This is a genomic window from Kordia sp. (genome assembly GCF_045105435.1).
GTDB lineage: Bacteria > Bacteroidota > Bacteroidia > Flavobacteriales > Flavobacteriaceae > Kordia.
Genome location: NZ_JBGCDL010000114.1, coordinates 17,751 through 30,639 on the forward strand (window position 1 = coordinate 17,751; position 12,889 = coordinate 30,639).

The 12,889-nt window shown below is 32.8% G+C and carries 14 protein-coding genes and 1 tRNA gene; 7 read left to right on the forward strand and 8 right to left on the reverse strand.

All coding sequences use genetic code 11. The annotated features are described in order from the left end of the window. Positions 1-129: 129 nt before the first annotated feature. Positions 130-369, reverse strand: coding sequence for a hypothetical protein (locus tag AB8B65_RS05670; protein ID WP_405299889.1), 240 nt, complete (start codon positions 367-369; stop codon positions 130-132). 265 nt (positions 370-634) lie between these two features. Here AB8B65_RS05670 and AB8B65_RS05675 point away from each other — a divergent pair, with 265 nt between their 5' ends. Beyond that, positions 635-1,192 (forward strand): 1-acyl-sn-glycerol-3-phosphate acyltransferase, encoded by a 558-nt coding sequence (locus tag AB8B65_RS05675; protein WP_405299890.1) that lies wholly within the window; start codon positions 635-637, stop codon positions 1,190-1,192. Then, positions 1,185-1,955, forward strand: coding sequence for a cupin domain-containing protein (locus AB8B65_RS05680; RefSeq protein ID WP_405299891.1), 771 nt, complete (start codon positions 1,185-1,187; stop codon positions 1,953-1,955). The genes AB8B65_RS05675 and AB8B65_RS05680 overlap by 8 nt, the downstream gene beginning before the upstream one ends. Positions 1,956-1,958: 3 nt before the next feature. On the opposite strand, the gene AB8B65_RS05685 is transcribed toward AB8B65_RS05680, so the two are convergent. Then, on the reverse strand, positions 1,959-2,564 hold the full coding sequence (locus tag AB8B65_RS05685) for a carboxymuconolactone decarboxylase family protein (protein ID WP_405299892.1): 606 nt from the start codon (positions 2,562-2,564) through the stop codon (positions 1,959-1,961). A 3-nt stretch (positions 2,565-2,567) separates the two neighbouring features. After that, positions 2,568-3,071: a hypothetical protein gene (locus AB8B65_RS05690; protein ID WP_405299893.1), complete on the reverse strand. Its 504-nt coding sequence runs from the start codon at positions 3,069-3,071 to the stop codon at positions 2,568-2,570. 158 nt (positions 3,072-3,229) lie between these two features. On the opposite strand from AB8B65_RS05690, the gene AB8B65_RS05695 reads away from it, so the two are divergent. Both AB8B65_RS05695 and AB8B65_RS05700 read left to right on the forward strand, forming a co-directional pair. Further along, complete coding sequence (locus AB8B65_RS05695; RefSeq protein WP_405299894.1) at positions 3,230-3,679, forward strand: hypothetical protein; 450 nt, start codon at positions 3,230-3,232, stop codon at positions 3,677-3,679. 45 nt (positions 3,680-3,724) lie between these two features. Beyond that, positions 3,725-4,105, forward strand: a complete 381-nt coding sequence (locus AB8B65_RS05700) for a DUF4274 domain-containing protein (protein WP_405299895.1) — start codon at positions 3,725-3,727, stop codon at positions 4,103-4,105. Between the two features lie 97 nt (positions 4,106-4,202). Here AB8B65_RS05700 and scpA read toward each other — a convergent pair whose 3' ends face one another. The 5 genes from scpA to udk are packed head-to-tail and all read right to left on the reverse strand — an operon-like array spanning position 4,203 to position 9,272. Further along, on the reverse strand, positions 4,203-6,332 hold the full coding sequence (gene scpA / locus AB8B65_RS05705; protein WP_405299896.1) for a methylmalonyl-CoA mutase: 2,130 nt from the start codon (positions 6,330-6,332) through the stop codon (positions 4,203-4,205). 1 nt (position 6,333) lies between these two features. Next, positions 6,334-6,957 (reverse strand): hypothetical protein, encoded by a 624-nt coding sequence (locus AB8B65_RS05710; protein WP_405299897.1) that lies wholly within the window; start codon positions 6,955-6,957, stop codon positions 6,334-6,336. Continuing rightward, positions 6,950-8,314 carry a methylmalonyl-CoA mutase subunit beta gene (locus AB8B65_RS05715; protein WP_405299898.1) on the reverse strand — a complete coding sequence of 455 codons (1,365 nt, stop codon included), beginning with the start codon at positions 8,312-8,314 and terminating at the stop codon, positions 6,950-6,952. Before AB8B65_RS05715 ends, AB8B65_RS05710 begins: the two co-directional genes overlap by 8 nt. Beyond that, a complete protein-coding gene (locus AB8B65_RS05720; RefSeq protein ID WP_405299899.1) occupies positions 8,307-8,615 on the reverse strand; it encodes a septum formation initiator family protein in 309 nt (102 codons plus the stop codon). Before AB8B65_RS05720 ends, AB8B65_RS05715 begins: the two co-directional genes overlap by 8 nt. Positions 8,616-8,663: 48 nt before the next feature. Then, on the reverse strand, positions 8,664-9,272 hold the full coding sequence (gene udk, locus AB8B65_RS05725; RefSeq protein ID WP_405299900.1) for a uridine kinase: 609 nt from the start codon (positions 9,270-9,272) through the stop codon (positions 8,664-8,666). A gap of 317 nt (positions 9,273-9,589) precedes the next feature. On the opposite strand from udk, the gene AB8B65_RS05730 reads away from it, so the two are divergent. From AB8B65_RS05730 to AB8B65_RS05740, 3 genes are all read left to right on the forward strand, one after another. Continuing rightward, positions 9,590-9,664 (forward strand) — tRNA-Pro (locus AB8B65_RS05730). Positions 9,665-9,896: 232 nt separating this feature from the next. After that, the gene (locus AB8B65_RS05735; RefSeq protein ID WP_405299901.1) at positions 9,897-11,141 is read left to right on the forward strand and encodes a site-specific integrase; all 1,245 of its coding nucleotides are present in this window, start codon (positions 9,897-9,899) and stop codon (positions 11,139-11,141) included. A gap of 128 nt (positions 11,142-11,269) precedes the next feature. Further along, entirely contained in the window at positions 11,270-12,850 is a 1,581-nt protein-coding gene (locus AB8B65_RS05740; RefSeq protein WP_405299902.1) for a DUF6377 domain-containing protein, read from the forward strand. Positions 12,851-12,889 lie beyond the last annotated feature (39 nt).

Sequence of the window (12,889 nt, forward strand, 5' to 3'; positions counted from 1 at the left end):
ACATAATTTGGGGAAGATATTTTATAACTAATTAATTATTTGGTGTCGGAATTGCGTCAATTTCACCTTTATCATTGTTAGTGGCATCAATCAAAAGTATCGTTCCTAATGCTACCGCAGTTGCTATTCCTAAATTAAAAAGGTAGATGCTTTTTTTCGTTTAATGGATTTAATCTCGTTAACAGGAAAATTAATAGCCGTTTTATTCACAGTAAACATGACAGAATCATTCGTTTGTGAAATGTACTTGCCATCAATTTCCTTTCCGCCACGGTGCAATTCAATAAGGTATCGTTTCTTTACTTCTAAATTGTCAACACTAGCAGTTTTGTAGCTATAACTGCTTTGAAAAAAAATATAAAGGTACAAAGAGAAGTATTTTTTGCTTCATAAAATCATCGGTTTGTCACAAATATAACGAGTATGATGTAAAAAACTATTTATAATTGTGATCAATTACGAATTCAGTTTCTCAAAAATTGTATTCATTATATAAAATTATGGTGTTTAAATGCGTAAATACGGAATTCATCTAAAATACAGATTAAGTCCTAATTAAATAGTTCAATTCTTGAAACTTCACTAACTTTACAAACCTATTAAAAAGCTATAATAATTAAAAAAGTTTCCCCAAATGATGCGAGCGATATACAAATTCATTTACTTCAAACTTATGGGTTGGAAGATAAAAGGTTCATTTTCCAAAGAAGTGAAAAAGCACATTATTGCAGTTGTTCCTCATACTAGTTGGCACGATTTTTATGTTGGTTTAATGCTTCGTAGTATTACGAAAACTAAAATTAATTATGTAGCTAAAAAAGCACTTTTTCGTTTTCCGTTTGGGTGGTATTTTCGTTGGACAGGCGGCGCACCAATTGACAGAACACCTGGGCAAAATAAAGTACAAGCTATTGCAGCCGTATTTGAAGGAAAAGAAGAATTTAGACTTGCACTAGCACCCGAAGGAACGCGTAAATTTGTAGAAGAACTCCGCACAGGATTTTACTATATTGCCAAAGAAGCAAAAGTTCCTATTGCTTTGGTAGCGTTCGATTTTGGAAAGAAGGAAATTAAAATTGACAAGCTATTTTATCCAACAGACGACATGAAAGCTGACTTCGCTTATATTTATAACTTTTATAAAGGTGTTGTTGGAAAAGTTCCTGAAAAGAGTTTTGGCTACAATGCGTAAGCTATATTGCATATATATCTTGTTTTTTTGTGTACAACTTGTTAGTGCACAGCAATCTACAAAAGGTACTATTGTAACACCTTTTAAAATTAGTGAACGATACTTATCAGGATTAGATATTCCGCAAGTACGCTTGAAAGCACATCCGAAAAGAATGTATTTTCAAAAACGAATTTACAAAGGTTCTGAACTCAGTATTTTTATCTTATCTAGCGAAACGGCAACGAATACTATAGATAAATTCTCAATTGATGAATATGTTTTTTATCTAAAAGGAAAAGCCGAAATTGAGTTGCAAAACGGAGAAAAACAAACGTTTCTTTCGGGAGATCATGTTTGTGTTCCCAAAGGATTTTCGGGCAATTGGACAAACAATGGCGGAAATCAATATCACTTAGAATTATCGGTTATTTCAAATAAAAGAGCTCCAAAAGAAGCGGTTTCAACTCCTGCAAAACCTTTTTTATTAGGTGAAGAACGCTTATCTGGAATTGGAGAAATACCGCAAAAACATACGTTATTTTCTGGTGTGGAATTGACAATGAAAACTGTAACAGAAAAGCCAGAAACGAAAGAAATACTAAAAAATACACAAGAACAATTTATACACGTATTAGACGGAATTGTGACAATTACTCCTAAAAACGGAAAGGCACAAATCTTTTATCGTAATGATTTTTTTGTATTGCCAAAAGGATTTTCTGGAACTTGGAAAACGGAAGCGCAACATACATTCCGAATGTTGGTTGTAACTACTACATAACGTTTATTGATGCTCCCAAGAAGCTTCATCACTTTTATTACTTGGCGATAAACCCAATACTTCACCAGCAGTATTGACGCCTAAACCTAAAACGGTTCTGTTAGCATAATTAAAATAGGAAACCACTTGATTGACTTCTAAAATCTCACCATCGTCGTACCCAAAACGGCGAAGTGTATCAATATCATCGCGTGTCAAATCTGCGGCAGCGAACGTCAATTTTTGCGCATAATGAACCAACGACATTTCTTTTTCAGACAAAATACTGGCTAACGAGTTATTTTCAATATGCTTTTTGATGGAATCGGCTTTTGTATCATCACCTAAAAAACGCTTCATACCTGCAAAATGATGTTCATAACAATAGTCGCATTTATTAATGAAACTCGTGTATGTACCCAATAATTCTAAAAACCAATTTGGAAACGTATTGTTGGAATGATGTAAGGTGTTTTTGTACAAACTCATGTGTCCTGTCAACGTGTGCGGACGCAAACTGTGAATGCCCAACACATTATCAATTTGATCGTTTGGACCTTTTATTTTGCTGTAAATTGATTTGAGTTTTCCTGTTGCTTTCTCGAACGGAATCATGTGTATCCAACTCATAAATTATATTTTTCGTTTCTTCAATTTAATCTCTTTCGGTTGCTCTTTCTCTTGTCCAATAGCGCCTGGAAAGGACAAATTTGTGCTCGAATAAATAGTTCCGAACGTATAATTAGCGTTGTATACTTGCGAAATGGCATCAATAACTTGCGCGTCTGAAAGTTCTTTTAATGGATGAATAAAAACGGACCAAATAATAGCATCAGAAATGGCGTATTTTACATCTAAAGCCGTGTGAAAATTTGCTGTTAAACAGTTTTTTAAAATCGTTTCGTCTACGTTTGAAACTTCTGTGATGGGTGACATAATTCGCATTCTATTATTTTTTTCATCTGTCAAACATACAAAAAGCTTGTCATTAATAGCAAAACGCCAATTTCCAGTTTGTCTTTGAATGGTATCCGCATGTTTCGTTAAAATTTCGCCTAATTTCGTATTGTTCATGTTTTGTGCAGACAGCCAACTGAAACTCAACATAAAAACGGTAATCACAAGTATTTTTTTCATCGGATTGGTTTTAAAGATATAAGATTCAGTCGAACTAAAATATAAAAACAAACAAACAAACTACGCAGCACAATGGAAAAAGATAAATTATAGAATCAAATTTGCTCTTGAAAGTTATTTGTGTATTTTTGACGCTAAATAAATAATTAAAAATAAAAGTGAAACCAACAGTAAAATATGGAATTGTAGGATTTAGCAGAAATCAGTTTGATCAAAAAGCTGCGCATGAGATATTACAAAACGAATTTCAGAAAATAAAAGAAAAACATACTGACGAAACCGTAGAAATTGTAAGTGGTTATACAAATTCTGGTGTTCCAAAAATTGCGTATGAATTGGCTGAAAAATTCGATTTTGTAACTGTAGGTTTTTCAGCAAAACAAGCGTTGCGAGTTCGAAGTGGCGTATATCCTGTGAAGAAGAAAATCATCAGAGGAAATCGGTTTGGTGCTGAATCGGAAGACTTTGTACGTTATATCGATGCGTTAATCAGAGTTGGCGGCGGTATACAAAGCAGACACGAAACGGAATTATTTAAAACCTTGCATGCGGATACACTAAACGACTCCATTTTAAAAGAATTTGAAGTGGATTGGTATCGGAAATAATACGTGTTTTCAGGTAGTTTTTATATATTTATCAAAAGAATAAACATGAAACAAACGGAAAACTTGTATAAGCGAGCAAGAAAACATAATTGGGATGATGGATATACGAAATTGTATAAAATCCTTGAAAATAAAAATTGTGACAAAGGTATTGCGCTGATGATGTATTGGTTTTCTTCTCCAAAATATTTCACCAAATTTGAAAACGAAGAAGAATGTCCTTCATACAATCGAGATAATTACAAGTTTGTGAAGCATGTTGAAAAAATTTATCCAACAATTGAAAAAGAAATCATAAAATACGATCCAGCAGATGATGGCATGTTAGGAAGAGATAGTGAAATTATTAAATCTCCAATTCCAGAAATCATGTTTGTTCCTACAAATGGTATCATTGATTATAAAGATATCAATCCGTATTCGTGAGGAAATTTATTTTTAGATATTCAAAGATACTATTGAATCAATTCCAATCTTGACTCCAAGAGCAAAGAGCGATCTAGATTCTTTATTCAAAAAAAACTTATTCGTCAATCAAAATCTCTAACAATTGAATAGCAGCTTCACTAATCTTTGTTCCAGGACCAAAAACGGCTACTGCGCCAGCAGCAAACAAAAACTCATAATCTTGATGCGGAATAACACCGCCAACAATGACCATAATATCTTCTCGACCGTATTTCTTTAACTCTGCAATTACTTGCGGAACCAAGGTTTTATGTCCAGCCGCTAACGAAGAAACCCCTAAAATATGTACATCATTTTCCATGGCTTGTTTGGCAGCTTCGGCAGGCGTTTGAAACAAAGGTCCAATATCTACATCAAAACCAACATCAGCATACCCTGTAGCAACTACTTTTGCGCCTCTATCATGTCCATCTTGCCCCATTTTCGCAATCATAATTCGCGGTTGTCTACCTTCTAATTCAGCAAATTTTATAGCCAATTCTTTTGCTTTCTGAAACGAACTATCGTCTTTAATTTCTTTGCTATACACGCCTGAAAATGATTTAATTTGTGCTTTATATCTTCCAAAAATAATTTCAAGTGCATCTGAAATTTCACCTAAAGTTGCACGTTTACGCGCTGCATCAACTGCTAATGCAAGTAAATTTTCTTTACCAGATTTTGCCGCTGTTGTCAGTTTCTCTAACGCTTCTGTAACTTCGGATGTGTTTCGGTTTTTCTTCAATTCGTCCAAACGCGCCAATTGTGCATTCCGAACTGTTTGATTGTCTACTTCTAATATATGTAAAGGATCTTCTTTGTCAAGTCTATATTTATTAACACCCACAATTACATCTTGTCCAGAATCGATTCGTGCTTGTTTTCGTGCCGCCGCTTCTTCAATGCGCATTTTCGGAATTCCCGCTTCAATAGCTTTCGTCATTCCGCCCAATTCCTCAACTTCTTCAATCAGTTGCATGGCTTTCTGCGCTATTTCGTCTGTCAATTTCTCCACATAATAACTTCCTGCCCACGGATCAACCGTTTTAGTGATTTTGGTTTCTTCTTGCAGGTAAATTTGTGTATTACGTGCAATCCGTGCAGAAAAGTCCGTTGGTAACGCAATAGCTTCATCCAAGGCATTGGTATGTAAACTTTGCGTGCCACCAAAAGCTGCTGCCGCCGCTTCAATACAGGTTCTAGCAACATTATTAAACGGATCTTGCTCCGTTAAACTCCAACCACTTGTTTGACAATGCGTACGTAAAGAGAGTGATTTTGGATTTTTCGGATTGAATTGTTTTACCAATTTTGCCCACAACATTCTTGCAGCTCTCATTTTGGCAATTTCCATAAAATGATTCATTCCAATTGCCCAGAAAAAAGAAAGGCGAGGCGCAAAGGTATCAATGTCCATTCCTGCGGCAAGTCCTTTACGAATGTATTCCAAACCATCTGCCAGCGTATATGCAAGTTCAATATCGCAGGTGGCGCCAGCTTCTTGCATGTGATATCCGGAAATACTAATACTGTTGAATTTTGGCATATTTGCCGATGTATATTCAAAGATATCAGAGATAATTTTCATGGATGGCGATGGCGGATAAATGTACGTATTACGCACCATAAATTCTTTTAAGATGTCATTCTGAATCGTTCCAGCTAAATTTTCAGGCAATACACCTTGTTCTTCCGCTGCCACAATATAAAATGCCATAATTGGTAAAACGGCACCATTCATAGTCATGGAAACGGACATTTTATCGAGTGGAATTTGATCGAAAAGAATTTTCATATCTTCAACAGAATCAATGGCAACTCCGGCTTTTCCAACATCACCAACTACACGTTCATGATCACTATCATAACCGCGATGTGTTGCCAAATCGAAGGCAACTGACAATCCTTTTTGTCCTGCTGCTAAGTTTCTTCTATAAAAAGCATTGCTTTCTTCTGCGGTAGAAAATCCTGCGTATTGGCGAATTGTCCAAGGTCTGCGCACGTACATTGTAGAATACGGTCCGCGAAGATTGGGTGCAATTCCTGCTACAAAATCAAGATGTGCTACATTTTCAATATCTTCTTTGCTGTATGAAGCTTTTACTTCAATATTTTCTGCTGTGGTAAATGAAGCAGTAGTTTTTGGTTTTTCAAACGTTTTCGTGACGTTATCAAGTGTAATATGTTGTATATCTTTTCTGCCCATTTTATAGTCTTATTTTTTGAAAGTACGCATCAAAATCATACGCCTTTTTGGAGTTGAAACTTAATACAAATGTCTTTCCTTTTTGGTTTGCCACATAAAAGTAGGTATAAATTTGTACATCTTTACCAGTTACCAAATCGTGTCCTTTGTATAAAAAGATGGCTCTAAAAATTCGATCACGTCCTTTTTTTATAATTCCTGCGCGACTAAAAGAACTTTGTAAACCTAACACTCTACCATTTTCTTTGTGCTGCCTGTTCAATAATTGCAGCAGCGTTTGCGAAATAGATTTGTCTATCTCAATATGCGGAATAGACATGTAGGCAACATCAATTTCCAGATCTTCACTTCGCATGATATACGACTTATCGGGTCCGTATTTCATATTTAAGTAGCGAGCACGTTCTATCTCTCGAATTTTAGGATCTTCAATACTATTTACGAATCCTTTGTATTCATTCAAGGAAAATAATTTTACTTTTTCAGGAACAAAAAGGTAAATGTTTTCACTTTCTAAGTGAATGTATTTTCCAGGCACATTTTTGTTAGAAACAGCAATATGTTTGTCATCTTCACATTGAATGAAGAAAAAACTGAGTAGTATTATATATATCGTTTTATTCATTCTTAAGTCTTTCTTTTTCTATTTTAGTTGCCAAACGCCTAACACCAATTGGAATTACTACTACTTTTTCAACTTCAATTTTTGAAAAAGGTGTTATTTCCAAATCGTGTTTCATACGATCTTTAGGATTTGGATATTTGTTAGTTCCTAAGAGTATTTCCTTTCCTTCGTCAAATAATGCTTGCTCTTTTGCAGCACTTTCTTTTATTTTACGTTGTATTGTTTCTGCTTTGAGTTGTTTTAAGAATCCGCCATTGGCTTCAATATCTTTAAACAACGTAAGTGCTTTTTCGGCAAGTTGCTGCGTGATGCTTTCTATATAATACGAACCTTCGGTTGGATTGTCTGTTTTATCAAAATAGCTTTCATCTTTTAAAACGCGCAATTGATTTCTTGAAATACGATCGCCAAATTCATTTGCATGATGATACAACGCATCGTACGGAAGATTGTACACAAAATCAGCACCACCTAAAACGGCACTCATGCATTCGGTTGTAGTTCGCAACATATTTACATTATAATCATACAGCGTTTTATTACGTTTTGAAGGTGAAGCAATAATGATACAGGCTTGTTGTATGTTATATTCTTTTGCCAATACGCTCCATAAATGTCGTAAGGCTCTCAATTTTGCAATTTCGAAGAAATAATGTGTACCAACTGTTACTTTAAACGTGATTGTGTTTGTAATGGTTGAACCAAAGTGATTCAAGTATTCATTTGCATGTGCAAGTGCGTAGGCAAGTTGTTGCACCATTGTTGCGCCTGCGTTTTGGTAGGTATCCAAGCGAACAGTAAGTACGCTTTTGAGATCATCAAACGTAAGGATTTGTGCTAGCGCTTCATGATCTTTCGTAAGATTCTCAAACCAATTTCCTGTGGAAGCTAAGTTTCCTATCAAATCAACTCCAATGGTGATACTTGCAGCGTTCTCTTTCGCGAAAGCGTGAATATCTGAACAATACGAAACCGACAAAAAGTCCATTTCAATATGAATAGGAACAGTTTGCACGTCAATATCAGCAAGCATTTCAGTGATAGTAACGTCTTCATTTGTAATTTGTAACACGACACTTTCGGCGCCTCTTGCCAATACATCTTTAATCGTATTATTTGCTTCACTAGCATTTGTAACTTCAATGTGTTGCGTTACTTTCCAATTGGTTGTTTTTGTTGTTATAACTTGTGTTTCGCCAAAATTTTCACGGTGATAAAAAGGCGTAATATCAATACCTTCGTGTGTTGCTGTTACTAAGGTTTCGTTGTAATCGGCACCTTTAAGATCGACTTGTATTTTTTGTTTCCATTGCGCTGCTGAAACAGCATCAAATTCGTGAAATAGTGACTTACTCATTGGTGGTTGTTTTTATGCTGTCCTCGTATTCGATGATATAAATAACTTCGTTTTCTTTTTTCATATAAAAGTGTTCGCGCGCAAATTTTTCTAGTTCTTCTAGGCTTGAAAACTTTAGAATGTTTTTATTATCATTTTCGGAGGATTGATTTAAGTTCGCTTTTTGCTCCTCTAAAAGTTCAATTTGTTTGTTGAGTTCTTTGTGTGTAAAAAACCAAGAATTTGCATCTAAAAATAGCATCCATACAATAAATATGGCTGAGATAATGATGTATATATTTTTGAACTTGTTCAGTTTCATGTTTTCAAGCGAGCTGTTGTAGTTTTATACGTGTAAATGTACTAAATATTAGGATAATCGTTCACTAATAATTGTGCGCACAATATCTACGGCTACGGTATTGTAGCGATTGTTTGGAATTATAATATCAGCAAACTCTTTTGTAGGCTCAATAAACTGTTCGTGCATTGGCTTCAATGTGGTTTGATATCGTGCTAAAACTTCGTTAATATCGCGTCCACGTTGTGTGATATCGCGTTTTATTCTTCGGATGAGACGTTCGTCAGAATCGGCATGTACAAAGATGTTTATATCAAACATTTTACGTAATTCTGAATTCGTTAAAATTAAGATTCCTTCCACAATCATCACTTTTCTTGGTAATGTGTGAATGGTATCGCCAGTACGATTGTGTTTTACAAACGAATATACAGGTTGATCAATTTCGTTTCCTTTTTTTAACTCTTTTAAATGTTCACATAACAAATCAAAATCAATTGATCGTGGATGATCAAAGTTGATTTTTGTACGTTGTTCATAATTTAAGTGTGAAGTATCGTTGTAGTAAGAATCTTGAGAGATGACTCCAACTTCATTTTCGGGTAATTGTTTTATAATTTCGTTTACTACTGTAGTTTTTCCGCTTCCAGTTCCTCCGCCAATACCAATAATGAGCATATATTTCGTGTTTTTTAGATGCTACAAAATTAAGTAAATTATTCATTATTGTTATAGAAAAGAGTTTAGATCGTTTCGTTGTTAGAATACAGCTGTTTTGAAAGTGCGTAATTGTATAAAAATGAATGCTTTAGAATCTGATTTCAATCGTGAAATATTACTTTTTAAATGTTGTTAAACCATTAATATCATTTGATTTGAAGTGTTTTTTAGATTTTGATTTTATACTATTGAAAATTATTTTAAAAATAAATAGTTTTTGCTTTTCTGTTAAGAGAAAAGCTCTATATTTGCAATCCAATTTTAGATAACTTTTTCGGGGTGTAGCGTAGCCCGGTTATCGCGCCGCGTTTGGGACGCGGAGGTCGCAGGTTCGAATCCTGCCACCCCGACTAAAATTAATACCAATAGAAACTAAAACCTTGTAAGTCGTATGATTTACAAGGTTTTATAGTTTTTGAGTAATCATAAGAATTGAATCAATATGATTTAATTCGGTTAACAATTCGGTTAACACATTTAAAACTAATAAAGTGTGAACCGAATTAAGACTTAAAACATTATAATTGAAATAGTTGATTTGACTTTCGTCTAAAAATTAGTTTAACTAAAAAGACGACAACTATGCAATCACAAACAAATTTTAACCTATTATTTTGGGTTAATGCTTCGCGAGCAAAAAACAATCAAGTTTCTGTTTATGCAAGAATAACGGTAAATGGTAAACGAGCTAACATTAGCCTAAAAAGAAAAGTAGTTGTTTCCGAATGGAATTCTAGTAAAGGACGAGCAAGAGGAACAAAACAAGAATCACGATTATTAAATCGGTATTTAGACCAAGTTAATAATAGAATTTTTGAAGCTTATAATGAACTAGTAAAAGAAAAAGCCTTTATCTGTGCTCAATCTATTAAAGCTCGTTTTTTAGGGGAAGATAACGAAGAATATTCTTTATTAACATTAGTAGATTACCATAATACCCAAATGAGTGAGTCATTAACTTATGGTACTTTAAAGAATTACTTTACTACTCAAAAATACATTAAGCTATTCCTTTCTAAAAAGAAAATACAAGATATCTATTTATCACAACTTACGTTTCGATTTTTAGTTGACTTTGAAAAGTTTTTACGCTCGTATGTTCCAGAGGACCATCAAAAAAAAATGGAAAACAATACAGTAATGAAGCATATTCAACGACTTCGTAAGATGGTAACATTAGCGTATAAGATGGAATGGATAAACAAAGATCCTTTTATAAAATTTAAACCAACTTATATTAAGAATGAACGTGAGTTTTTAAGAGAAGATGAATTACAGAATATTATTATAAAAGAATTTGAAATAGAGAGGTTAACTCTCGTTAAGGACTTATTTGTTTTCAGTTGTTATACAGGTTTATCGTATATAGATGTTATGAACCTCAACTATGATAATATTGCAATTGGTATAGATGGCGGTAGATGGATAATTACAAGCAGACAGAAAACTCACAATAAAGTTAAAATACCTATTTTGCCTATGGCTGAAGAATTAATTGAAAAATATAAAGAGCATATTAAAACGAAGAAAACAAAAACTTTATTCCCTAATATTTCAAATCAAAAACTAAATTCTTACCTAAAAGAAATTGCAGATTTATGTGGCATTAAAAAGAACCTCACTTTTCATATTGCTAGACATACCTTTGCAACAACTATAACTTTAAGTAATGGTGTGCCAATAGAAACGGTTTCAAAACTTCTAGGTCATACTAAAATTGCAACTACTCAAATTTACGCAAAAGTTATTGAAAGAAAGGTTAGCGAAGATATTAATGCTCTAAAAAGTAAACTAAAAAAAATAAATCTTGAAAAAAAGTTAGGTTAAACTAATGTATTAAATTCTATATGATTTTTGTTAAATGTTGCGACAGAATTTTAATATTTTTTGATTGTAGTTGAGTTTCTTCATTAATATAAAATAATCAATTACATTTGTTATTTTATAGTAATTCTATGCAAAAATTATTTATTGCTTTATTGTTTTTCAATATATTACACTCAAATAATGAATTAGATTCATTATCAATACAACTTGAAAAAGAAATACAAAAAAAAGAATTTTACGATAAACAAAAAGAGGGAAGAATACAATCTCTTATTGAATTATGTAATAAAACAAATAATCTTAAAGAGCAATATAGAATAAGCAATGCCATTTTTGAAGAATATCAGTTTTATAGTTTCAACGAAGCACTTCAGTACATTGAAAAAAACATTCAAATAGGTAAAAAACTTAATAATCATTTATTACTGGATGAAGCAAAACTTAAAATGGGATTGCTTTTGGTTAATACAGGTCGATTTAAAGAGTCTATTGATGCTTTAAGTGAAATAGACCGAAACTCGCTTCCTGAATCATTAATTAATGACTATTTCATTGCTCAAAAAGAAGGTTATTCTGGTCTGGCGTATAATACTGCAGTAAACAGTAATAGATTAATTTATTCAAAACTATATACAGCATACCAAGATTCTTTATATTCTAGATTAAAACCAAATAAAGAAGATGCTTTAAGACTGAAAGAAAAGCAATATAGGGATAGTCGTAATTTGGATATGGCTTTTAAAATTAACTCGCAAAGGCTAGAAAAAGTGCAAATGGGTTCTAGATTATTCTCTTTAATCAATTTTGAAAGGTCTTTATTGTATGAGTTGAAAAACGAATTCACCAAACAAAAAGAATATTTAACGCTTTCTGCTATATCAGATATTCAAGCATCTGTAAAGGATAATGCTTCAATGGGTACATTAGCAAAAATTCTTTTTACAGAAGGAGATATAGACAGAGCGCATCAATACATAAATTTTTCTTACGATGATGCAGAGTTTTATAATTCGCGATTACGCTTTGTAGATATAGCTAATAATATGCCTTTAATCACAAAAGCATACGAGCAGAAAACTGCAAAACAAAAACATAAACTAGAGTATTCGCTAATGTTTATTAGTGTTTTAGCTGCATTTTTATTAGTAGCAATTTACTCTGTTTACAAGCAAGTAAAAAAAGTTTCACGTGCAAGAAATGAATTGAAAGTTGCAAATGAAGAATTAAAAAGCCTCTATCTAGAACTTTCAGAAGTTGATAAAATTAAGGAGCATTATATAGGTAATTTTTTGAACCTCTATTCAGAATACATCACTAAACTAGATGTCTACAGAAAACTAGTAAGTAAATATGTAAATGCAAATAGAATAAATGCATTACTGAAATTATCTAAATCTAAAGAGCTTATTAATGAAGAGCTACAAATATTCAATAAGAATTTTGATAATTCATTTTTACATATCCATCCAAGTTTTGTTAAAGATGTCAATATTTTACTAAAACCAGAAAAACAAATTGTATTAACAGATTATACGATATTAAATACAGAATTAAGAATACTTGCGCTTATAAAACTAGGGATTACTAATAGCTCAAGAATAGCAAAAATCTTAAGATATTCTGTTAATACTATTTATAACTACAGAGCATCAATTAATAAATCTGCAATTGATAAAGAAAATTTTGAGAAAATGATAAAATCTATCTAGAGAATAATTTTTTTCTTCAAAAAGACTACAGTATAATTG